The organism is Streptomyces sp. NPDC127106, from assembly GCF_042677605.1.
In the GTDB taxonomy this organism is placed as follows: Bacteria; Actinomycetota; Actinomycetes; order Streptomycetales; family Streptomycetaceae; genus Streptomyces.
In genome coordinates this window covers 1-21,015 of the sequence record NZ_JBHXTC010000052.1, presented here as the reverse complement: position 1 = coordinate 21,015, position 21,015 = coordinate 1, and the positions used below count along the sequence as shown (strand labels likewise).

The 21,015-nt window shown below is 74.8% G+C and carries 19 protein-coding genes and 1 pseudogene; 11 read left to right on the top strand and 9 right to left on the bottom strand.

Annotation, left to right across the window (positions count from 1 at the left end; translation table 11 throughout):
- Positions 1–135: 135 nt before the first annotated feature.
- Positions 136–1,929: a S8 family serine peptidase gene (locus ACFVGY_RS30370; RefSeq protein WP_385683229.1), complete on the bottom strand. Its 1,794-nt coding sequence runs from the start codon at positions 1,927–1,929 to the stop codon at positions 136–138.
- A 358-nt stretch (positions 1,930–2,287) separates the two neighbouring features.
- Entirely contained in the window at positions 2,288–3,025 is a 738-nt protein-coding gene (locus ACFVGY_RS30365; RefSeq protein WP_385683226.1) for a DUF1838 family protein, read from the bottom strand.
- Positions 3,026–3,139: 114 nt separating this feature from the next.
- Between ACFVGY_RS30365 and ACFVGY_RS30360 the strand changes: the two genes are divergently transcribed.
- From ACFVGY_RS30360 to ACFVGY_RS30330, 7 genes are all read left to right on the top strand, one after another.
- Entirely contained in the window at positions 3,140–4,135 is a 996-nt protein-coding gene (locus ACFVGY_RS30360; RefSeq protein ID WP_385683223.1) for a DUF1996 domain-containing protein, read from the top strand.
- Positions 4,136–4,232: 97 nt separating this feature from the next.
- Positions 4,233–4,829, top strand: a complete 597-nt coding sequence (locus ACFVGY_RS30355) for a sigma-70 family RNA polymerase sigma factor (protein WP_385683220.1) — start codon at positions 4,233–4,235, stop codon at positions 4,827–4,829.
- Positions 4,826–5,569, top strand: coding sequence for an anti-sigma factor family protein (locus ACFVGY_RS30350; RefSeq protein WP_385683217.1), 744 nt, complete (start codon positions 4,826–4,828; stop codon positions 5,567–5,569). Before ACFVGY_RS30355 ends, ACFVGY_RS30350 begins: the two co-directional genes overlap by 4 nt.
- Positions 5,570–5,850: 281 nt before the next feature.
- Positions 5,851–6,768: a RimK family alpha-L-glutamate ligase gene (locus ACFVGY_RS30345; RefSeq protein WP_385683214.1), complete on the top strand. Its 918-nt coding sequence runs from the start codon at positions 5,851–5,853 to the stop codon at positions 6,766–6,768.
- Positions 6,765–7,577: a RimK family alpha-L-glutamate ligase gene (locus ACFVGY_RS30340; protein ID WP_385683211.1), complete on the top strand. Its 813-nt coding sequence runs from the start codon at positions 6,765–6,767 to the stop codon at positions 7,575–7,577. The genes ACFVGY_RS30345 and ACFVGY_RS30340 overlap by 4 nt, the downstream gene beginning before the upstream one ends.
- A 163-nt stretch (positions 7,578–7,740) precedes the next feature.
- Positions 7,741–8,595 (top strand): DMT family transporter, encoded by an 855-nt coding sequence (locus ACFVGY_RS30335; protein ID WP_385683208.1) that lies wholly within the window; start codon positions 7,741–7,743, stop codon positions 8,593–8,595.
- 181 nt (positions 8,596–8,776) lie between these two features.
- On the top strand, positions 8,777–9,148 hold the full coding sequence (locus tag ACFVGY_RS30330) for a hypothetical protein (RefSeq protein ID WP_385683205.1): 372 nt from the start codon (positions 8,777–8,779) through the stop codon (positions 9,146–9,148).
- A 96-nt stretch (positions 9,149–9,244) separates the two neighbouring features.
- Here the strand turns inward: ACFVGY_RS30330 and ACFVGY_RS30325 are convergent, their stop codons facing one another.
- Positions 9,245–10,369: a DUF2330 domain-containing protein gene (locus ACFVGY_RS30325; RefSeq protein WP_385683202.1), complete on the bottom strand. Its 1,125-nt coding sequence runs from the start codon at positions 10,367–10,369 to the stop codon at positions 9,245–9,247.
- 152 nt (positions 10,370–10,521) lie between these two features.
- Here ACFVGY_RS30325 and ACFVGY_RS30320 point away from each other — a divergent pair, with 152 nt between their 5' ends.
- Positions 10,522–11,004 (top strand): hypothetical protein, encoded by a 483-nt coding sequence (locus ACFVGY_RS30320; RefSeq protein ID WP_385683200.1) that lies wholly within the window; start codon positions 10,522–10,524, stop codon positions 11,002–11,004.
- 141 nt (positions 11,005–11,145) lie between these two features.
- Here the strand turns inward: ACFVGY_RS30320 and ACFVGY_RS30315 are convergent, their stop codons facing one another.
- From ACFVGY_RS30315 to ACFVGY_RS30295, 5 genes are read right to left on the bottom strand one after another with little or no spacing between them, the layout of a single operon-like run.
- The gene (locus ACFVGY_RS30315) at positions 11,146–11,799 is read right to left on the bottom strand and encodes an HAD family hydrolase (RefSeq protein WP_385683197.1); all 654 of its coding nucleotides are present in this window, start codon (positions 11,797–11,799) and stop codon (positions 11,146–11,148) included.
- Positions 11,796–12,932 (bottom strand): ABC transporter ATP-binding protein, encoded by a 1,137-nt coding sequence (locus ACFVGY_RS30310; protein ID WP_385683194.1) that lies wholly within the window; start codon positions 12,930–12,932, stop codon positions 11,796–11,798. Before ACFVGY_RS30310 ends, ACFVGY_RS30315 begins: the two co-directional genes overlap by 4 nt.
- 5 nt (positions 12,933–12,937) lie before the next feature.
- Positions 12,938–13,825 carry an ABC transporter permease gene (locus ACFVGY_RS30305; RefSeq protein WP_385683191.1) on the bottom strand — a complete coding sequence of 296 codons (888 nt, stop codon included), beginning with the start codon at positions 13,823–13,825 and terminating at the stop codon, positions 12,938–12,940.
- Complete coding sequence (locus tag ACFVGY_RS30300; protein ID WP_385683188.1) at positions 13,813–14,724, bottom strand: ABC transporter permease; 912 nt, start codon at positions 14,722–14,724, stop codon at positions 13,813–13,815. Before ACFVGY_RS30300 ends, ACFVGY_RS30305 begins: the two co-directional genes overlap by 13 nt.
- Complete coding sequence (locus tag ACFVGY_RS30295; protein WP_385683185.1) at positions 14,724–15,893, bottom strand: ABC transporter substrate-binding protein; 1,170 nt, start codon at positions 15,891–15,893, stop codon at positions 14,724–14,726. Before ACFVGY_RS30295 ends, ACFVGY_RS30300 begins: the two co-directional genes overlap by 1 nt.
- A 347-nt stretch (positions 15,894–16,240) precedes the next feature.
- Between ACFVGY_RS30295 and ACFVGY_RS30290 the strand changes: the two genes are divergently transcribed.
- Positions 16,241–16,969 carry a GntR family transcriptional regulator gene (locus tag ACFVGY_RS30290; protein WP_385683311.1) on the top strand — a complete coding sequence of 243 codons (729 nt, stop codon included), beginning with the start codon at positions 16,241–16,243 and terminating at the stop codon, positions 16,967–16,969.
- Entirely contained in the window at positions 16,966–18,600 is a 1,635-nt protein-coding gene (locus ACFVGY_RS30285; protein WP_385683182.1) for a hypothetical protein, read from the top strand. Before ACFVGY_RS30290 ends, ACFVGY_RS30285 begins: the two co-directional genes overlap by 4 nt.
- Positions 18,601–18,622: 22 nt before the next feature.
- Here ACFVGY_RS30285 and ACFVGY_RS30280 read toward each other — a convergent pair whose 3' ends face one another.
- Complete coding sequence (locus ACFVGY_RS30280; protein ID WP_385683179.1) at positions 18,623–19,402, bottom strand: ABC transporter ATP-binding protein; 780 nt, start codon at positions 19,400–19,402, stop codon at positions 18,623–18,625.
- A gap of 183 nt (positions 19,403–19,585) precedes the next feature.
- On the opposite strand from ACFVGY_RS30280, the pseudogene ACFVGY_RS30275 reads away from it, so the two are divergent.
- Positions 19,586–21,015 (top strand): annotated as a pseudogene (locus ACFVGY_RS30275) (ABC transporter permease); the annotation flags it as partial.

Genomic DNA, 21,015 nt, shown 5'->3' with positions numbered 1-21,015 from the left:
GCGCGTGTGATCACTGTTCTTTCACATAAAATCACGCCCACCAAAAAAAACCCGGGCGGGCGCGCGCGCGGGGGGGGGGCGCGCGGCACGCCCGGGTCTCACGATCCGGACTCACGGGGCCGGACCTTCGGACTCTCAGAAGACGAGGTTCCAGGAGTCGATGTAGCCGGTGTCGCCGGCGGCGTTGTCGTTGACCCGCAGCTTCCAGGTGCCGTTCGCGACCTCGGAGGAGGCGTTGACGGTGTACTGCTGGTTGATGTCGGCGGTGCTGCCGCCGGCCCGGTTGTGCAGGGTGTAGACGGAACCGTCCGGGGCGACCAGGTCGACCTTCAGGTCACCGATGTAGCTGTGCTTGATGGCGACGCCCACCTTGAGGGTGGCCGGGGCGTTGCCGGCCACGCCGCTGACGGTGATCGGGCTCTCCACGGTGGCGTTGTCGCCGATGGTGTAGTTGACGGTGTTCTCGAGGGCCGGGGTGGTCGGCGTCGAGGTCACGGCGTTGACGGTGGCGGCGGCGTCGGCGAGGCCGCTGCCGCAGCCGCCGGTGCAGGTGCCGGCCAGCGGGCGGGCGTTGGTCTTGATGGCCGTCTCGACCTGCGCCGGGGTCAGCGAGGGCTTGGCGGAGACCATGAGCGCGGCGAGGCCCGCGACGTGCGGGGCGGCCATGCTGGTGCCCTGGTAGGGCTTGTAGTTCTCGCTGCCCGGGGTGGTGGTGCCCGCGTTCAGCGTCGAGAGGATGCCGTTCTCGGGGGTGGTGATGGTGCCCGGCGTGTCGGTGGCGCGGCGGGTCTCACCGCCCGGGGCGGCGATGTCGACCTTCGCTCCGTAGTTGGAGTAGAAGGAGCGGTCGCCGGTGCGGTTGCTGGCGGCCACGGTGATGACGTTGTTGCAGCTGGCGGGCGAGAAGCCGGCGGCGTCGGCGTTGCTGTTGCCGGCGGCCACGACGACGGTGGTGCCGCGGGCGACGGCCGCGTTGATCGCGTTCTGGTAGCTGGTGGTGCAGGCGCCGGAGCCGCCGAGGCTCATGTTGATGACCTTGGCCGGGGTGGCGTTGGCCGGGACGCCCGCGACGGTGCCGCCGGAGGCCCAGGTGATGGCGTCGACGATGTCCGAGGTGGCGCCGCCGCACTTGCCGAGGACGCGGACGGGCTGGATCTTCGCGTTGTACGCGATGCCCGCGACGCCCTTGGAGTTGTTCGTGGCCGCGGCGATGGTGCCCGCGACGTGGGTGCCGTGCCAGGAGGAGTCGCTGGCCTTGGAGCCGACGCCACACTCGCCGGCGGCGCTCCAGTCGCCCTGGTCGGCCGGGTTGCTGTCGCGGCCGTTGCCGTCGCGGGCGGCGGTGGAGCTGCTGATGAAGTCGTAGCCGGCGACGGTGTTCGGGGCGAGGTCGGAGTGCGCCACGTAGCCGGTGTCGATCACGGCGACGGTGACGCCGGAGCCGGTGGTCTTGTCCCAGGCCGCAGGAACGTTCATGCCAGCGGTGGGCTCGAAGAGGTCCCACTGCTTGGCGTAGTCGGTGTCGTTCGGCAGGGCCATCGCGTAGGCGCGGCTGTCCGGCTCGACGTAGGCGACGTCCGGGTCGTTGCGGAACTGGGCCATGAGGTCGGCCGCGTCCTTCGGGGCGGTGGCCTCGCCGAGGCTGACGAGGGCGGCTCCGGTGCCGAGGCGGCGGTCGAACTTCGCCTTCTTGCCGGCCTTCTTCCCCTTGGCGGCGGCGTCGTCGGCGGCGGCCTGGTTGGAGCTGGCCTCGGAGGCGGTGGTCTTGTAGCCGACGATCAGGTTCTCGACCGGCGCGGCGGCCGGGGCGGCGGGCGCGCCGGGGGCCGGGAGAGCGGCGGCGGACGGGGCCGGCGCGGGCTCCGCGCCGGGCAGGGCCACGGAGGCGGTGGCGGAGCCGGCCAGCAGGGTGACGGAGATCGCCGCCACGGATATCAGCCTGCGTCGCGTTGAGTGCACGGTGTTCCCTTTCGCGGGCCGTTTCCGGGCAGGCCGGAGCGGCCGGGGTCGGGCTGTGTGGGAGGTGGGGTTCGGCGACTACGGGGCCGGGGCGGGCTGGTCAGTTCCGCTCCGGCCACCGCTGCTCGCCGCGTTGCCCCGGCCGCTTCGGCGGGGCGGGGGCAACGGCGGTGCGGGCGATCGGCCCTGCCGCACGGCTTCGCACCATGTGGGGTTGGGGCGGGGGCCTTTCGGGGGGAAGATCGCCGGTGGGCAGACAGTAGGCAACGGGGGGATGAACGCGATACGGGGAAAACCCTTGTCCACCCCCTGGCGACCCGTGCGTACCCTAGTGCACGGGGTGCAGCCTGCGGAAATAGGTCCAGCTGGTCTCGTTCGGCGCGGACCATTCCTGCGGCGCGCGGGCATGTTCGGGGTGGTGGTCCGCGATGTACGCCCGGATCCGCTCCGGGACTTCGGCGTAGTCGCCGAGCTTGCGCCCGCGGCAGTGGAAGGTGAGCCCGCCCGGCCGCTGGCCCCGTTCCATCCAGGGCAGCCAGGGGGACATGCGCGTCCAGGACATGGTGCACGGGACGCTGGGGGCGTCGGTGGTGAGCACCGTCTCCGGGGCGAAGAACTGGAAGAGCTCCAGGGCGCGGTAGGTGTCGCCGGAGGAGTGGAGCGGGTAGTCGGCGACGGGCAGCGGCGAGGGATAGGCGAGCGGGATCTCCAGGCTGAAGCAGACCTGATCGCCGAGCCGGGTGAGCGGGATCGGGAACGGGCGCAGCTGGAGGTTGGCCGGGTCGTTCCAGACGTGGACGACCCGCTTCCCCTCCCATTCGTCCAGGATGTCCCGTGTGTTGGGGTCCAAGTAGAATGCGGCTTCCCTGGAGAGGAGTTGGTACCCGCCCGTCTCCCCGTCCGGGACCAGCCGGGTGACGTTGAGGCCCTCGAAGCCGAACAGGCGCCGGTAGGGCTCGTCCGGGGCCCAGGAGTGGACGTCCCCGGTCCAGTGGAAGACCACCTCGGCGCCGTCGAGGGAGGCGCGGGTGCGGGCGAAGGCATGCAGGAGCTCAGCCGGTGTCATCCGGGCACTCTGCACAGCCGTTCGCGGACCCGGCAAGGGGGCACGGCGTCGGGGGGTGGCCGGCATGCGGATGCCAGGTTGACGCTGCGGCAGGCAGCGGCAACCGTGACCCGCATGGGTAAAAGGAACGAGCGCGGCCTGCTCACGCTGCTGGTCTGCCTGGTACTGGGCGTCGGGCTGCTGGCGGGCGTCCTGGGGGCGTCCCGCCTGGGAGGACCGCAGCGGGCGGCCGCGGACGGTGCGGGTGGCTCCGTGGACCTGCGGGAGGTGCCGCCCGGACCCGCCGAGCCGCTCGCGGCCGGGCCGGACGCCTCGACGGGCACGGTGACGGTGGACTGCGGGCGAAACGAGGAACACCACTTCAACCAGGACAACCTGGTGGTCTCCCCGGGGCTGCGCGCGGGCGCGCACCACACGCACGCGTACGTGGGGAACCTGTCCGCGGACGCCCAGTCCACCGACGCCTCGCTGGCCGCCGCCGCGACGAGCTGCCGCGGCGGTGACCGGTCCACGTACTACTGGCCGGTGCTGCGCCGCACGGACCGACCGGGCACGCGCCCGTACGAGCGGGCCGCGGGCCACGGCAACACGGGCGAGATCCTGGCGGAGGCCTCGGTGTCCGTGGAGTTCCACGGGAACCCGGCGAGCAAGGTCGTGCCGATGCCGCGTTTCCTGCGCGCGATCACCGGCGACGCCGTGGCCGCCACCGCGCGCGGCGACGCCGACGTCCGGGCCCGGTGGGGATGTTCCGGCCTCCCCGACCGGGCCACCACCCTCTACCCGCGCTGCCCCGAGGGCGACCGGGTCACGCGTACGCTCGCCTTCCCCAGCTGCTGGAACGGACTGGACGGGGACAGCCCGAACCACCGCTCGCACCTGGCCTTCCCCGCCGCGAACGGCGTGTGCCCCAAGGACACCTTCCCGGTGCCGCAGCTGCGCGTCCGGCTGGCGTACGACGTGGCGCCGGGGGTGCCGCTCGCCGTCGACTCCTTCCCCGAGCAGCGGCACAGCCCGCGGACGGACCACGCCATGTTCGTGAACGCGATGACGGACGCCCAGATGGCCGCCGTCGTGGACTGCCTCAACGAGGGCCGCACCTGCCGCACCTGAGCCACCGCCGGCTGTGGCGCAGCTCACATGAACCGCCCGCCGTCGCCCCGCGTGTTCTGACCGCACGACTCGGCGAGGAAGACGGAGAGAGGGTGCGATGGCCGGACCACTGTGGCCCCGTACGCGGCGGGGCTCGACCGACGAGGCATTGATCAGGTCGGTCTACGAGGAGCACGGCCATGCCCTGCTGGCGTACGCCACCCGGCTGACCGGGGACCGGGCGACCGCCGAGGACGTCGTCCAGGAGACCCTCATCCGGGCCTGGCGGCACTCGGAGGCGCTGGTCAACGGGAAGGGGTCGGTGCGCGGCTGGTTGCTGACGGTCGCCCGCAACATCATCACCGACCGCTACCGGGCCAAGGCCGCCCGCCCGCAGGAGGTCTCCGGCGAGGCGGCGGCGCCGCCGGTCGAGGTGGACCACGCCGACTCGGTCGTGGACACCATGACCGTGCTCGGGGCGCTCGACCAGCTGTCCCCGGAACACCGGGACGTGCTGAAGGAGTTGTACTACCGGCAGCTCAGCGTGGCCGAGGCGGCCGACAGCCTGGGCATTCCGGCCGGTACGGTCAAATCGCGCTCGCACTACGCACTGAAGGCCTTGCGCGAGGTGTTCAGGCAGAACGGGACCAAGGAGGGCCATCGAATGGGCAGGCCGCCCCAGCAGCCCGCCGGACTGAGGGAGGTGGTGGCATGAACCGGCAGCAATACGAGCACGAGGTGGAACTCCTCGGCCCGTACGTTCTCGGCGTCCTGGACGCGGAGGACGTCCGCCGGGTCGAGGCGCACATGAACGGTTGCGTGCGCTGCCGGGAGGAGGTGGCCGCATTGCGCGAGATGGAGGCGGCGCTCGGCGAGGTGCCCCCCGAGGCGTTCCTCGACGGACCGCCGCAGGGCGGCGATCTGATGCTGCAGCGGACGCTGCGGCAGGTGCGCGGGGAGGCTGCCGCCGACCGGCGCCGCCGACTGGGCCTGGCCGGCCTGGCCGCGGCGGCCTCACTGGCGGCGGTGTTCTGGGCCGGGGCCCAGCTCGGCAATGGTGACGGCCAGACCGTCGCCCAACCGCCCGGGCCGGGCCCGGGGATCACGGCGGCGCCGTCCCCGCCGCCGGCCGGGACCCGCGTGGCCTCCGCGACCGATGCGGGCACCGGGGCGCGGATGACCGTACGGGTCACCCCTGCCGCGAAGTGGGTGCGCGTGCACGCGGCCGTGACCGGGGTGCCGCCGGGCGAACGCTGCCGGCTGGTCGTCGTGTCGCGGGACGGCAAGCGGAGCACCGCCGGCAGCTGGGTCGTGGGCAGCCAGGCGGGCGGCGAGGCGAAGGGGGCCGCACTGGACGGGTCGGTGTGGGTGGATCCCGCGGACGTCCGGGAGGTGCTGGTCGAGAACGAGGCGGGCAAGACGTTCGTCTCGGTGCCGGTGCCTGCGGCCGCCTGACCCGGCGTCGCCCCTTCCCGGGGGAGCCCGGCCCGCCGAGGGTGGCGGACCGGGCTCCCCCGCCCTCGTTCGGGGGCCGGGAGCGCGGGTGCGGGTGGGGTCCGCCGTGGCTGGTCGCGCAGTTCCCCGCGCCCCTGGCGGGGGGACCTGGTGACGGGCCGAAATGTGCACATACCGCGGACCGGACCGATCATCACATTGCGGTCCATGACATCCTGTGACGTCACAGCTCGCCGGACGTAATCGGCGGACGTCCGGCGACTACAGGGTGGGGAAGGTCCATGAGGCTCTGCTTCCTGGTGGAGGAGCACTACCGCCACGACGGCATGCCCAACGAGGTGATCCGGCAGCTCACCGCGTGGGGCCACCGGGTGGACGTGCTGCGGCCGGGCGGCTCGCTGCTGCGCATGACCGAGCTCATGGACGCCGGCACGCACGACGCGTGGGTGCTCAAGACGGTGTCCGGCGGACCTGGACTCACCCTGCTGGAAGCCGCCGCCGCGGCCGGGGCCACCACCGTCAACGACGCCCGGTCGATCCGCGGTGTACGGGACAAGGCGGTGGCCGCCGCGATCGGGCGCGCCGGGGGCCTGCCCATGCCGCAGACGTACGCGGTGGCCCGGCCGGACCTGCTGCGGGAGATACCCGCGGCGCAGTACCCGCTGGTCGTCAAGCCCGCGGACGGCAGCTCCGGCCGCGGGGTGCACCTGGTGCCCTCGCCGGAGCGGCTGGAGGCGCTGCTGCCCGCGCTCGCGGCCGAGGGCATGCTCATCGCCCAGCCGTACGTGCCCAATGCGGGCACCGACGTGAAGGTGTACGCGGTCGGCGGCGAGCTGTTCGCGACGGAGCGCTGCTCCCCGCTGCACCCGGATCCGACGGTGCGGGAGCGGCGGGTTCCGCTGTCCGCCGAGGTGGCGGCGATCGCCGAGCGGGTGGGCGCGGTCTACGGGCTGGACCTGTACGGGGTGGACGTGTTGCTCGGCCCGGACGGGCCGGTGGTGGTGGACGTGAACGACTTCCCGAGCTTCCGCCAGGTCCCCGACGCGGCGGCCCGGGTGGGCCGGGCCGTGCTCGGTCTGGCCGCGCGGACGGGCGGTGCGTCGGCCGCGCCCGTCCCACCGGTGTGCCCGCCGCGGCCGCGGGTGGTACCCGTGCCGATTCCGGCGCAGGCCGCGCGGGCGGGCGAGGCCGCGCTGTGAGGATCTGCCTGATCACGCCGGAGCCGGGCCATCCGCTGCTGGCCGCCGCGGCCGGCCTGTTGCGTGCCGCCGGGCACCAGGTGGAATCGCTGGACCCGGGGACGGCGGCCGGGCCCCCGGCGGCGCCCCTGGCCGACGTGTACCTGCTGAAGGCGCGGACACCGCGGGCCCTCGCCCTCGCGCGGGAGCTGGAACGGCGGGGCGCACCGGTGGTCAACCCGTCGGCGGCGACGACACTGTGCCAGGACCGTACGGCGATGGCGGAGCTGGCAGCGCGGGCCGGGCTGCCGTTCGCGGCGACCCGTACCCACGACTCCCTCGGGGTCTGGGCGGCCGGGGGCGACCCGGTGCCGGGCGGGCCGGTGGTGGTCAAGAGCCGGCACAGCCGCCGGCACGACCTGGTGGCCCGGGTCGACGACGCGGCCCGGCTGCGGGAGCTGGCGGCGCGGTGGCCGCAGGAGCCGGTCGTGGTCCAGGACTTCGCGCCGAACAGCGGCTGGGACCACAAGCTGTGGGCCGTCGGCGACCGGGTCTTCGCCGCCCTGCGCCGCTCGGAGCTCACGCCGGAGGGCCGCGGCCCGACCCTGCCGCTGGCCCTCGGCGCACTGCCGGCGGGGTGGGCGGAGCTGGTGTTGCGGGTCGGCGAGGTGTTCGCGCTCGACGTGTACGGCGTGGACGTCATCGACACCGGGGGCGGTGCGCCGCTGGTCGTGGACGTGAACGCCTTCCCCGGGATCCGCGGCCAGGCCGGCGCCCCCGAGGCCCTCGCGGGCCTGGCCCTCACCCGCGCCACCGCCCACCACGGTTGAGGCCGGCCCCGGTCACCACGGCTCCGCCCGGTCGGCTCGGCCGGCGTCGGCTCGGCCCGGTCGGCTCGGCCGGCGTCGGCTCGGCCCGGCGTCCGGGGCGGAATCGGCAGCGTCGGGGCGTGTCGGCGGGGCGGGGCGGGGCGGGGGACCTGAGGATCGGCGGATGGGCGTCGTACTGCCGGTCCTCTTCGCGCTGTTCGCGGCGCTCAGCAACGCACTGGCCACCGTGCTGCAGCGGCGGGCGGCGCTGACGGTGCCGCAGAGCCAGGGGTTCCGGCCGGGGCTGATCCTCGACCTGTTGCGGCGGCCCGTGTGGGTCGCCGGGATCCTGGCGGTGATCGCGGCCGGGGCCGGGCAGGCCGCGGCACTGGCCACCGGCGCGCTGGCGCTCGTACAGCCGCTGTTCGTGCTGGAGCTGCCGTTCGCGCTGCTGATCGCCTCGCTGGTGGTGCGGCAACGCCTGCCGGGCGCGCTGTGGGCGGCCGTGGCGGGGGTGGTGGTCGGGCTCGGGCTGGCACTGGCCGCGGCCGCGCCGACCGGGAACCTCACGCACGTCCCGCTCGACCGGTGGCTGGCCGCCCTCGCCGCGTGCGCGGGCGCCGCGCTGGCCCTCGCGCTCGCCGGGCTGCGCCGACCGGCGGGACGGGCCCGGGCGGGCTGCCTGGGCGCGGCCACCGCCGTCTGCTACGCGCTCACGGCCGCCCTGATGAAGGATTCGGTTCCGCTGCTCGGGGAGGGCGGGATCGACGCGTTCCTGACCGCCTGGCAGACGTACGCCTTCGCGCTGAGCGGCATCTGCGCGCTGCTGCTGCTCGAACACGCCATGCAGGGCGGCCCGCTGGTCGCTTCGCAACCCGCGCTGACCTTGGGCGACGCCACGTTCAGCATCGCGCTGGGGGTGGTCCTGTACGACGAGCAGTTGCGGTCCGGGTGGTGGCTCCTCCCCCAGCTGGTGGGCGTCGCCCTGATCTGCGCGGGCGTCCTCGCGCTGGCCCGGGCCGGGGTGGGCGGCCCCTGACCGCGTGACGCGGTGACGACCGCGGCGGCCCGCGCGGGGCAACGGGGTCGGCTCCGGAGCGTGGGGGGACGTTCATCCGGCCGGGGGCGTCCGCCACGGGCTGGGCTACGATCTGGCCCGCGATCCGATCGCATCGACCGCATCGGTCGAACGACCGTTTTCCTGGGGGTGGGTGGTGGGTGTGACGTCCCGCAGCGCTGCCGCGGCGCGCGCCGTGACCGGCGTACTGGTGGCCGGGTTGCTGGTCGGGGGCTGCTCCGGCGGTTCGGGCGAGGAGCCGGCCGCGGACCGGCCCACCGGCACGGCGACGGCCCCGGCTTCGCCGTCCGAACCGGCTTCGCCCGCGCCGTCGGAGGCGGCGACTCCGCCCGCCGACGTACCGGACCCGACGCGAACCCCCGGCGCGCGGCCGGGCACCCCGGAGATCCCGCAGAACCCCAACCGGGGCCCCAACCCGCCCCCGGCGGCGCCGAAGCACACGCCGGTCCCGGACTGGACCCCGCCCCCCTTCGACCCGGGCGGCACGTACACGGTCCCGCCCCTGCCGAGATGACCCGGCGCGGCGGTCCCGGCGCCGGTCTCCGGCAGCCGGCTCCGCCGGGGCGCGCCGCGAACGGCCGGGCCGGGAGATGTCCCGCAGGGCCCGGTGTCAGGCGGTGGCCGGAGGCTCGGCAGGAGTCGGGGGGCCGGCGGCGGCTGCGGGCCCGGCGGGTGCGCCGGCAGAACGGCGGCGGAGCCAGAGGAAGGTTCCGCCCCCCAGCAGCGCGAGCAGGGCGCCCGTCGCCAGCATCCAGGCCGGGAACCCGCCGACCATGAGCAGCTTGTCGTGGTAGACGGCCCGCCGGTACGGGGTGTCGGAGGCGGCGGCACGCAGTTCGTGGTCGCCCGAGATGCGCCCGGGCTCCGGGAACTCCTGGTCGATCGCGGTGAGGAAGGTCTCCCGGCCGCCGGTGAGTGGCGCGAGGGAGTGCGTCCCGGCGACCTTGCCCGCGAAGGTGACCTTCGGCGCGGAGCCGCCGATCGGGGAGGCCGGCTCCATCCGGTGGTCGGCCAGCACGTACAACCCCAGCGACTGGGGTGTCTTCGCCATCCGGGACAGCCGCATCGGGTAGACCAGCCGCTCGCTGTCGAAGCGGATCCGCAGCGGGTCGAGGACGCCGTACAGGACGCTGCCCTGCTTCCGGGGGGCGAGGCGCACCGCGACGTACTCCCACTTCTGGTCCACGTACGGCTTGACCTCGGTGGCCAGGGTGTCGGGCATGGAGAACCCGTTGGACTCCAGCCACTGCCGCAGCGCGTCCGGGTCGGTGGCGGTCAGGCGCGCGACGTCGAAGTCGCCCAGCTGTTCGCGGCCGACGACGCCGACCGAGGCCTCACCGCCGGCCGCCGGCGCCGCCGCGGCCCCGTCGCGGGCGCCGGTGGAGAACGGCCAGTCCCCCGGGCGGGGCAGGAAGTAGTGCCGGGCCTTGCGCTCGGGCCGGGTCAGCCAGGCGAGGTCGCGGAAGAGGTTCCCGTCGCCCAGCTCCACCGAGGCCCGGGTCGGCACCGGCATGATCCAGGCGGCCCGCCGGGCGTTCCCGTCGACCGTGAACCGCATCACGATGTCCTCGGTCCGGCCGTCCCAGCGCACGACGGAGGTTTCGCGCGAGACGCCGATCCGCGTCGAGTCGTCGGGGACCATCGCCCCGCAGCCGCACGCGTACGCGGGGCTGATCAGCGATCCCAGCTGGGTCGCGAGCAGGAGCAGGAGCAGCGCTCCGATTCGGTTTCTCATCCACACGGGGTCTCAGACGACCGGCCGTGTGATCCGGTTCCGGCCATGTGTACGCCTCCCGTACGCGTTCGGCACGCCTCCGGCGGGCGCGCGGGAGGGCACTGCGCAGGGGCCCCTGTCCCGCGCGCCGGGAGCATCTCCATACTGCTGCCATGAGAGGGAAGGAAGACAAGCCGCGCAGCAGCCCGCTGGTGCCGGATCTGGTCGTCGCGGAGATCGCCCGGCACGACTGGGAATCGATCGTGTGCGGCTGCGGGCGCAGCGCCGGACATCTGGTGGACCAGCTGTGGGACGCGGCGGAGGGGCATCCGTCGGCCTACCGCGCGCTGGAGGGCCACGCCTTCCAGGCGGGCCAGCTGCGGCCGCCCGCCCCGGCGGTGTGCGGGGTGCTGATGGCGGTGTGGTCCGCGGGCCCGCCGCGGTTGGCGACGCGGGAGGCCCTGCTGTGGACCCTGCTGGCGCTGGCGAGCACGGAGGACGACGGGTCCCCGTACGAGGCCGGGCTGTACGGGCAGTGCGCGGCGTACATCCGCACGAACGTCGGCTCGTTGCGCCTGGAGGCGGCGACCCGGCCGGACACGGTGTCGGCCGCCTACGTGGACGGCATCCTCGAACTCCTCGGCCTGGCCACCTGACGGCCGGGCACCCCGACCACCGGGACCGGGTGCCCGGGGTGCCCGCGATGCCCGGGGTGCTCGGGATGCCCGGGATGCCCGGGGTGCTCGGGATGCCCGGGATGCCCGGGGTGCTCGGGATGCCCGGGCGCGCTCCCGCGGTCAGGCCAGGCGGCAGCCGCGCAGGACGTCCAGGGTGACGTCCTCCAGGGAGCGGGCGAACGACCGCGCGGGCGAGGCGGCGACGTCCAGCAGGGAGGGGACGACCAGGACCCCGCACCCCGCCGCCTCGGCCGAGGCGGCCCCGTCCGGGGAGTCCTCCACGGCCACGCAGGCCCGTGGTGCGGCGCCCAGCCGTGCGGCGGCCGCCCGGTAGGGCTCCGGGTGGGGCTTCGTCCGGGGGGTGTCGTCGGCGGACAGCGTGAACGCGAACGGGACGCCGGCCAGCGCGCCTGCGACGACCGAGTCGACCACCGCCCGCGGCGATGCGCTGACCAGGGCGAAGGGCACCCCTTCCGCAGCGAGTTCGGACAGCAGCCGGCCGGCTCCGGGCCGCAGCGGCGCCCCGGCCGTCACCCGGCGGAAGAACCCTTCTCCGAGGTCGGCGGCGACCCGGTCCGGGTCTCCCCCGCCCGCGACGCGGACCAGGTGGGCGGCGGTGTCCTCGACCGCTCGACCGACGACCTCGGGCGCGTCGGCGTCACCCAGCGCGTGGCCCAGGCCGGCGGCGACCTGCGCGGTGACCTCCCACCACAGGACCTCGGTGTCGACGAGGGTGCCGTCCATGTCGAACAGGACGGCGGCGAGGGCGCTCACGCGGCCGCCCGGGCCACGACCAGGACGGGCCGCTCGACGAGGCCGACGCAGACCCGCGCCCCCGGAACCAGCTCGCCCGCGTCCCGCGAGGGCAGGTCGGCCTTGACGGGGGCGGCGCCGGGCAGGTCGAGGTGGAGCCGGGTCACGGCGCCGAAGAAGGAGGCGGAGACCACGGTGGCGGTGCCCTCCGGGTCGGCGGTGACGGTGACGTTCTCGGGCCGCACCAGCACCTCCACCTCCCGCGTGCCGTCCGGGTGCGGGCCGTCGACGGGCAGCCGGGAGCCGGCCACCTCCACGAGCCCGGAGTCGGTGAGCCGGCCGGGCAGCCGGTTCATGGTGCCGACGAACTCGGCGACGAACGGCGTGGCGGGCCGCTCGTACAGCTCGGCGGGGGCCGCGCACTGCTCCAGCCGCCCGGCGTTCAGGACGGCGACGCGGTCGGCCATCGACAGCGCCTCCTCCTGGTCGTGGGTGACGAACACGGTGGTGATGCCGAGGGAGAGCTGGAGCCTGCGGATCTCGTCGCGCAGGGTGGCGCGGACCTTGGCGTCGAGGGCGGACAGCGGCTCGTCGAGCAGCAGCACGCGCGGGCGCAGCGCCAGGGCGCGGGCGAGGGCGACGCGCTGCTGCTGGCCGCCGGACATCTGGTGGGGGTAGCGGTCCCCGTGGTCGGGCAGGCCGACCAGGTCGAGGAGTTCGGCGGCGCGCTCGCGGCGCTGTGCCGCGCCGACCTTGCGGACGCGCAGGCCGAAGGCGACGTTGTCGCGGGCGTTGAGGTTCGGGAAGAGGCTGTACGACTGGAAGACCATGCCGGCGTCGCGGCGGTTGGCCGGGACGCGGGTGATGTCCTGGCCGTCGATCAGGACCTCGCCCGAGTCGGGCTGCTCGAAGCCGGCGACCACGCGCAGGGCGGTGGTCTTGCCGCAGCCCGACGGGCCGAGCAGGGCCAGGAGTTCGCCGGGCTCCACGGTCAGGTCGAGCCCGTCGAGCGCGGTGGTGGAGCCGAACGCCCGCCGCAGGCCGCGGAATTCGACGCGCGCGCCCGTGGTGCCCGCGCCGTCCGCGCCGGCCCCGGAGACTGCGGCGGCTGCCGGCTCGTCGGGCTTCCTGGCCGGGGGGAGGGTGGTGGACATGTCGGTCAGGACTCCTTGCGGGAGGTGGCGAGGGCGGGGGAGGGCGTCCGGGACCACGCCCGGGATCGGGTGCGGGGCTTCGCGGACGCCGCGGGTGTGTCGGTCCCGGCCCGTGAGAGGGCGAGCAGCAGCAGCCAGGTGACGAGGAGGCTGAGGATGGAGACGGCGACCGACATCCGGGCCTGGGATCCGGAGATGGACACGATCCACACGGCGAAGGGGCGGAAGCCCAGCAGGGACGCGATGGTGAACTCGCCCAGTACCAGGGCCAGGGTGAGGAAGGAGGCGCCGGCGAGGGAGGTCCGCAGGTTCGGCAGCAGCACCCGCAGGACGACGTACGGCCAGCTCGCGCCGCAGCTGCGGGCGGCTTCGACCAGCGTCGGCACGTCGACGGCGCGCAGCCCGGCGTCGAGCGAGCGGTGGACGAAGGGCAGCGCCAGCACGGTGTAGGCGAGCACGAGGACGAACGGGAACGACGGGTTCTGCACGGCGATGAAGGTCTGGTAGAGCGGGGTGCGCGACAGGTGCTCGGGGCCCCAACGCAGCACCGTGGTGATGCCGGTGACCAGGGCGATGGGCGGGACCACCAGCGGCAGCGTGCAGACGACCTCGACGACCGGCCGCAGCTTCGGGGAGCCGAGCCGTACGGCGATCAGCGCGGGCACGGCGAGCAGCAGGGACAGGGCGATGGTCGCGACGGCCAGGCCGAGGGACAGCAGCAGGCTCTCGGTGAAGCCCTCGGCGGAGAGCAGCCGGGTGTACGCCTCGAAGTCGATGCCCTGCCCGGGGACGTGCACGGTGAACACGAAGGAGGCCAGCAGCGGGAGGAGGAAGTACGCGCCCGCGAGGACGAGCACGGCTCCGCGCCAGACGCGGGGTTTCATCGCAGCCATCGGGCGCTCCGTCGCTGAAGGGGCAGGTGGATCGCCATGACGAGGGCGGCGATCAGGATCATGTCGAGGCCGAGGGCGAGCGCCACGTTCTCCTGGCCGGTCAGCACGTTGCCGGACAGCGCGTCGGCGATCTTGAGGGTGACCAGCGGTACGGAGCCGCCGACCAGCGCGGCGGCCGTGGCGTGCGCGGCGAACGCGGTGCCGAAGAGGAGCACGAACCCACCGAGGAGGGAGGGCGCGAGCACCGGCAGGCCGATGTGCCGCCAGAACTGCCAGGTGGTGGCCCCGTTGTTGCGGGCGGCCTCGCGCCACTGCGGCCGCAGCCCGTCCAGCGCCGGGACGGTCACCAGCACCATCAGCGGGATCAGGAAGTACAGGTAGACCACGGTCAGGCCGGTGAAGGAGTACAGGTCCCAGCCGAGCGCGGTGAGGTCGGCGAGCTGGGTGACCACGCCGGAGATGCCCACGGTGGCGATGAACGCGAACGCGAGGGGCACGCCGCCGAAGTTGGCGAGGACGCCGGAGGCGGTCAGCGTCACGCTGCGCAGGGCGCGCGAGCGGGAGGTGACGAGGCCTTGCGCGATCAGGACCCCGAACAGTGCACCGAACAGCGCGGTGAGGGCTGCGAGTTGGACGCTGCCGGTGAGCGAGCCGAGGTAGGGGCCCTGGAGGGAGCGCGCGAGGTGCTCTCCGGTGAGGCGGGTGGCGCCGCCGGCCGGGTCGGTGCTGGTGACCGCACCGAAGGCGATGGCGCCGAGCGGGAGGCCGAAGCAGATCCCGGTGAAGACGAGGAGCGGGAGGGCGGCGAGCCAGGTGCGGGGGCCGCGCCGCCGGCGGCGCACGGTGCTGCCGCCGGCGGTCGTCCGCTCCGGGTGGGAGGCGGTGGTGGGAGCGGGCATCAGGAGAGGGCCTTGTCCCACTTCTCGGCGAGGGTGGCCTTGGCCTTGTCCAGTTCCTCGGAGGCCGGGAAGGACGGGGTGCCCTGGGTCTGCGGGAGCTTGGCGGCGGCGTCCTTGTCGGCGGTGCCGTCCTGGGTCATGGCGGGGAGCAGGACCGGGCGGGCGTGGCCCTTCAGCCACAGGTTCTGACCCTCGGTGCTGTAGAGGAACTCCATCCACAGGCGGGCCGCCGCCGGGTTCGGGGCCTCCTTGTTGATGGCCTGGGAGTAGTACTGGGCGTAGACGCCGTCGGAGGGGACGACGACCTTCCAGTCGACGCCCTTGCCCTTGAACTGCTCGGCGTAGCCGGCGTTGAGGTAGTCCCAGTCGATGGAGATGGGCGTCTCGCCCTTCTCGACGGTGGCCGGGGTGGACTCGACGGGGATGAAGTTGCCGCTCTTGCGGAGCTGGCCGAAGAAGTCGATGCCGGGCTGGATGTCGGCGAAGGAGCCCTTGTTGGCGAGGGCGGCCGCGTAGACGCCGCCGAAGGCCGAACCGGACTTGGTGGGGTTGCCGTTGAGGGCGACCTTGCCCTTGTACTCGGGCTTGAGGAGGTCGGCGAAGGTCTGCGGGCAGACGGCGATCTTCGCGGCGTCGCAGCCGATGGAGACGTAGCCGCCGTAGTCGTTGTACCAGCGGCCGTCGGCGTCCTTCTGGCCGGCGGGGATCTTGTCCCAGGCGGTGACCTTGTACGGGGCGAACAGGTTCTCGGCGGCTCCGCTGCGGGCGAAGGCGATGCCGAGGTCGAGGACGTCGGGGGCGCGCTTCTGGCCCTTGCGGGACTTGACGGCGGCTATCTCGTCGGAGCTGGACGCGTCCGGGTTCTCGCTGTTGACCTTGATCTTGTACTTGGCCTCGAAAGCCTTGATGATCTCGCCGTAGTTGGCCCAGTCCGGCGGCAGCGCGATGACGTTGAGCTGTCCCTCCTTCTGCGCGGCCGCAACGAGGGCTTCCATGCCCCCGAGGTCGGCGGCCGCGGCGGCCGTGCCCGGCTGAGCCTTGGTCTTGCCGTCGGCCGAGGCGCCGGCGGACTGGTCGGGGGCGGCGCCGCACGCGGCGAGCGAGGTCAGCGCGGCGGCGGCGAGCAGGGCGGCGGCACCGCGGCGGACGGCTGCGGAGGAACTGAGCACGGTCTCTCCTGGAGACTGAGGCCTGGACGGGGGTCCACTTGTCTGAACAAGTTGGCTCCAGTTCGCCCTGCCCCACTGTACGGACGGTGAACGGCGGACGACCCGTCGGGCACGGCTCGACGAAGAGACGAGATTGACCGAAAGAAGTCGTGACAAGCGGGGCGTCCTTCGATCCCGTGGCTAGGCTGACGGTGAAAAACCGATGTCAGGGGAACGACCGGAGACAGGGGGAGCACTGCGTGGACGCGAGCACGGGTGCGGGCGCGGGCACGGGCAGGGGCACGGCCACGGGTGGCAGTACGGACACGGGCAGGGGCAGGAACCCGGGCCCGGGCACGGTCCGGTACCTGGAAATCGCCGAGTCCCTGCGCACGGCGATCCTGGCCGGCGACTACCCGATCGGCGCCCAACTGCCCTCGGAGAGCGACCTGGCCGCGCGCTGGTGCGCCTCGCGCGGGACCGTCCGGCAGGCCGTCGCCACCCTCGCCGCGGAGGGGCTGATCGGGTCCCGACAGGGCGCCCGCAGGATCGTTCTGCGCCACGAGCGCCGCCACAGCTTCGGTGAACTGAACAGCTTCGCCCAGTGGGCGCGGGGACTCGGCCAGGAGGTCACCAGCCGCTTCCTGGAGCGCACCCGCCGCCCGGCCACCGCCGAGGAGGCGGACCGGCTCGCACTGCCACCGGGCACCGAGATCCTGGCCGTGCTGCGACTGCGGCTGCTGGACGGCCGGCCCACCATGGTCGAGCGGACCGCGTACGCCGACTGGGTCGCGGCCGCGGTCGAGGCGCTGCCGGACGACTGCCGCTCCGTCATGGACAGCCTGGCCGCCGACTCCGGGGTGGCGGCCCACTACGGCGAGCACCTCATCGACGCGCTCCCGGCCGGCAGCGAGGACGCCCGGCTGCTGGGGATCCGCCGCGGGAGCCCGCTGCTGCGCCAGCGGCACGTCTCGGCCACCCGGACCGGGCGCCCGATCGAATGGTCCGACGACCGCTACCGGGCGGGCAGCGTCACCTTCAGCGTGAGCAACTCGGCGGCGGCGACACCCCTGGAGCGCCGGACGGGCGACCTGTGACCCGTCGGAGCCGCATCCCGCTGTCCGGCCTCGCGGCCAACCCGGCGCTGCCGCCCGAACTGCTCGACCGGCTGATCGCGCTCGCCGTCAGCGGTCCGGGACCGGACAGGGAAGCGGATGCGGATGCCGAAGCGGTCGAAGAGCTCTGCAGCGAGCTGGCCGAGCGTAGGGATCTGAGCCCCGCCCAGGTGCGTGCGCTGGCCGACGCCGACGAGCACACCGCGGTCCTCCTCGCCCGCGAGGGACGGCTGTCCGCTGCCGCGGTGGACCCGGCGGCCAGGCCGGCGGTGGCGCTGGCCATGCTGGACGAGGGCACCGGCCGGCCGGAGTGGGCCCGGCCGCTGGCGGCGCACCCGGACCGGGAGGTCCGCTGGCGCCTGGCCTCCTGCCCGGGCCTGCCGTCCGACGTGGTGGAGACCTTGGCCGCCGACCCGGACATCGAGGTCGTCGCCGAACTCGCCCTCTGGACCGCCGAGCCGGAGGCCGCCGCCCGTCTCGCCGCGCACCCGCACGCGGAGGTCCGGATGTCCGCAGCGCTCAACGAGGCGGTGCCGCCGGCCGCGCTCGTCGCGCTGATCACCGGGCAGGGACTCGCCCCGGCGGCCTCGTGCCTGGTGTGCGACCGCGAGCCGGTCCCGTTCACTCACGATCCGTCCTGCCCTCGTCCGGACTGCACGCTGCGGCCCGGCGCCGCCTGCGCCGGCGGCCACGAATCCACCGTGCACGACGCCCTGCAGCGCGCCGCCCGCAACCCGGCAACCCCCACGGCCGTCGTGGCCGCGCTCGCCGGACATCCCTCGAAGCTCGTCCGCTGGTCTCTCGCCGAACGCACCGACCTGCCGCAGGAGGTGTACGCCGGCCTCGTCGAGGACCCGGTCCCGGGGGTCCGGTACGAGGCCGCCGGGAATCCCGCGCTCGGCGAGCCGCTGGTCCGCACCCTGGCGGCGGGGGCCGCCCGCGAGGACGACGAGTTGCGGCGCCGGCTGGCCGGCTGTCCGGGACTGCCGCTGGACGTGCTGGCGGAGCTGGCCGTGGCGGGCCGCATCAGGCCGGTACTGCTGCCGGCGGTCGCCGCGGCCGCGCCGGAGGCGCTCGCGGAGGCGGCTTCCTCCCCGCACGCAGCCGTGCGGATGCTGGTGGCCGAGCGGCGCGACCTGCCGCCCGCGGTGCGCGACCGGCTCGCCGCCGACCCGGATGCGGCGGTCGTCAAGGCCGTCGCCCCGCACCCCGGGCTATCCGAGGCGCAGTTGCGCGCCGTGGTCTCTCGGGACGGCGTACGGGTGCTCGCGCGGGTGGCGGCCAATCCGGACGCCCCGGCGGGGCTATTGGAGGAGCTGGTCCGGCACGAGCCGCCGGTGCGGCGGGTGTTGCGCGAAGTGGCCGTGCACCGCAACGCCACGGCCGCGGCGCTCCTTCCGTGCCTGGACGACGCCAGGGCCCGCCCGGCCGCGGCCGCGCATCCGGCTCTGCCCGTGCCGGTGATCGTCGGGCTGCTCTCCGACGCCGATCCCGCGGTGGCGCGGGCAGCCGCCGCCAACCCGTCGCTCCCCCGCCCCGCCATGGAGCGGCTGCTCGACGACGCGTCGCGGGAGGGCCGCGGCTCCGGGTCGGGGCCGGGCGGGGACGCGTAGGAGGTCGCGGCAGCGCCGCGGCTCAGGCGGTCGGGCGGTCGCCGTCCGGGTCCCGTGGGGCGATCCGGCCGTCGCGCAACTCGACGACGTGGTCGGCGAGTTCGATCAGGACCGGGTCGTGGGTGGCGACCAGGACGGTGACGCCCTCGCTGCGGACCACCGCGCGCAGCAGCTGCATGATCGAGCGGCCGGTCTCGGAGTCGAGCTGGCCGGTCGGCTCGTCCGCGACGATCAGGGCGGGCTCGTTCGCGAGGGCGCGGGCCACCGCGACCCGCTGCTGCTGGCCGCCGGAGAGCTCGCCGGGACGCTGTTCGGCGTGCTCGGCCAGGCCGACGAGGGCGAGCAGGGTGCGGGCCCGCTCCTCGCGCTCCTTCGCCGGGATCCCGCGCATCCGCATCGGGATGCCGACGTTCTCGGCCGCGGTCAGGACGGGGATCAGGCCGAAGGACTGGAACACGAAGCCGATCCGGTCGCGGCGCAGCGCGAGCAGGCCCGCCTCGTCGAGGCCGGCGAGGTCGGTGCCGTCGACGGTGACGGTGCCGCCCGTCGGGGCGTCCAGGCCGCCGACCAGGTTCAGCAGCGTGGTCTTGCCGGAGCCGGAGCGGCCCTTGAGGGCGGTCAGGCTTCCGCGGGCGACGTCGAAGGACGCCCCGCGCAGCGCGTGCACGGCGCGTCCCCCGCTGCCGAAGGTGCGGTGGACGTCGTCCACCACGATCATGGCCGCGGGCGCGGCCGGGGCGTGTGCGGCGGCTGCGCCCCGCGCGGCGGGCACCGCGGGCGTGGCGGGCTGATCCTCTGTCATGGTGCTTGCTCTCCCTGGAAATCGGCCGGCGAGCGCTCCCTGGACCGCGTCCGGATCGCTCGCCTTGCGCATTTGTTCATCCGCCACCTAGTTCACGCAAGCCCCTTCCGCGCCGCGACCGGATCTGACAACATCGTCCGCTATCCGGATCCAGCGGTCCGGAACGGGGGAGGAACACAGCGCATGCTCGGCTTCGTCGTGCGCCGGCTGCGCGGGCGACTGCCGCTCGCCGCCGCCGTGCTGCTGACCGCACTGATCGCCACGACGGTGCTGACCGCGCTGACCGCGTTCACCCGTGGCGTGGGCGAGGCCGGGTTACGCCAGTCCCTGGCCGGTCCGGACGGGCTCCGGACCACCGTTCTCGTCACCGGCGGGCATCCGGCGTCCGGGCGGGGGAAGGACGACGCGGCCGTACGCGCCTTCGGCGGCGAGCTGTTCGGCCGGTTCCCGGTCGGCGTCGAGAGCACGGCGCGCAGTCGTGCGTACGGGCTGCCGCGCGCCCACGACCAGGGCACCGAGGCGACCCTGACCCTGCTGGCCTCCCTCGACCGCGAACGGGCCGTCCTCGTCGCCGGTCAGTGGCCCGCCGCCGTCGCGGCGCCCGGCGGCCCGGTGCCGGTCGCCGTCCCGCAGCAGGCGCTGGCGCGGCTCGGGATCACCGCGCAGTCACTGCCGGGCGAGGTGCGGCTGGACGACCGGTACGGCGGCGCACCGCTCACCGTGCGGGTGACCGGCGTCTACCGGGCGGCCGACCGCAACGCGGCCTATTGGAGGCTGGACCCGTTCGGCGGACGCGAGGTCCAGGTCGGCACCTTCACCTCGTACGGCCCCCTGCTCGTCGACGACAGCGCCTTCACCGCCGGCGGCATCGTCCAGGACGGCCGCGCCTGGCTGCTCACCCCCGACTTCGCGGACGTCCGCACCGCCGAGACGCAGGCCCTCGCCGCCCGTGCCGCGGACGCCGCCGAACGCCTCAAGGGCTCCGCGGGCCTGACCGCCACCACCGAACTGCCGCAGCTCCTGGGCGAACTGGAATCCGGGCTGCTCGTGGCCCGGTCCGCCGTGCTCGTCGGCGCGCTCCAGCTCGCCGTCCTCGCCGCGGCCGCCCTGCTGCTCGTCGCCCGCCTGCTGACGGACCGCCAAGAGGGCGAACGCGCCCTGCTGCTGGCCCGCGGCGCATCCCGCGGGCGGCTCGCTGCCCTCGGCCTGGCCGAATCATTGCTGATCACCCTGCCGGCCGCGGTGCTGGCCCCGCTGCTCACCCCGCCGCTGCTGCGGCTGTTCGGCACAGCGGGCCCGCTGGCCCGGGTGCCGTTCGACCCGGACGGCGACCCGCTGCTGCTGTGGCCGGCCTCAGCCGCCTGCGCCCTGGCCTGCCTGCTGCTGATCACCCTGCCCGCCGTGCTCCGCGGCACCGCGGCCGCGGCGCTGCGTCGCGCCGGCCGTCGGCAGGCCCTCGTCGCCGGAGCCGCCCGCTCCGGGGCCGACCTGGCGCTGCTGGCCCTCGCCGTCCTCGCCTACCGGCAGGTGGCCCGCCACAGCGGCGACGGCCCGTCGACGGCGGGCGAGCCGGGGGCGGCGGGCGGGCCGGGGGCGGCGGGCGGGCCGGGGGC

What these genes read in the sequence shown, in the direction of transcription:
- ACFVGY_RS30365 (WP_385683226.1), bottom strand. Translation starts at nt 3,025, where the DNA reads ATGACACCGGCTGAGCTCCTGCATGCCTTCGCCCGCACCCGCGCCTCC.
- ACFVGY_RS30360 (WP_385683223.1), top strand. Translation starts at nt 3,140, where the DNA reads ATGGGTAAAAGGAACGAGCGCGGCCTGCTCACGCTGCTGGTCTGCCTG.
- ACFVGY_RS30355 (WP_385683220.1), top strand. Translation starts at nt 4,233, where the DNA reads ATGGCCGGACCACTGTGGCCCCGTACGCGGCGGGGCTCGACCGACGAG.
- ACFVGY_RS30350 (WP_385683217.1), top strand. Translation starts at nt 4,826, where the DNA reads ATGAACCGGCAGCAATACGAGCACGAGGTGGAACTCCTCGGCCCGTAC.
- ACFVGY_RS30345 (WP_385683214.1), top strand. Translation starts at nt 5,851, where the DNA reads ATGAGGCTCTGCTTCCTGGTGGAGGAGCACTACCGCCACGACGGCATG.
- ACFVGY_RS30335 (WP_385683208.1), top strand. Translation starts at nt 7,741, where the DNA reads ATGGGCGTCGTACTGCCGGTCCTCTTCGCGCTGTTCGCGGCGCTCAGC.
- ACFVGY_RS30325 (WP_385683202.1), bottom strand. Translation starts at nt 10,369, where the DNA reads ATGAGAAACCGAATCGGAGCGCTGCTCCTGCTCCTGCTCGCGACCCAG.
- ACFVGY_RS30320 (WP_385683200.1), top strand. Translation starts at nt 10,522, where the DNA reads ATGAGAGGGAAGGAAGACAAGCCGCGCAGCAGCCCGCTGGTGCCGGAT.
- ACFVGY_RS30310 (WP_385683194.1), bottom strand. Translation starts at nt 12,932, where the DNA reads ATGTCCACCACCCTCCCCCCGGCCAGGAAGCCCGACGAGCCGGCAGCC.
- ACFVGY_RS30305 (WP_385683191.1), bottom strand. Translation starts at nt 13,825, where the DNA reads ATGGCTGCGATGAAACCCCGCGTCTGGCGCGGAGCCGTGCTCGTCCTC.
- ACFVGY_RS30300 (WP_385683188.1), bottom strand. Translation starts at nt 14,724, where the DNA reads ATGCCCGCTCCCACCACCGCCTCCCACCCGGAGCGGACGACCGCCGGC.
- ACFVGY_RS30280 (WP_385683179.1), bottom strand. Translation starts at nt 19,402, where the DNA reads ATGACAGAGGATCAGCCCGCCACGCCCGCGGTGCCCGCCGCGCGGGGC.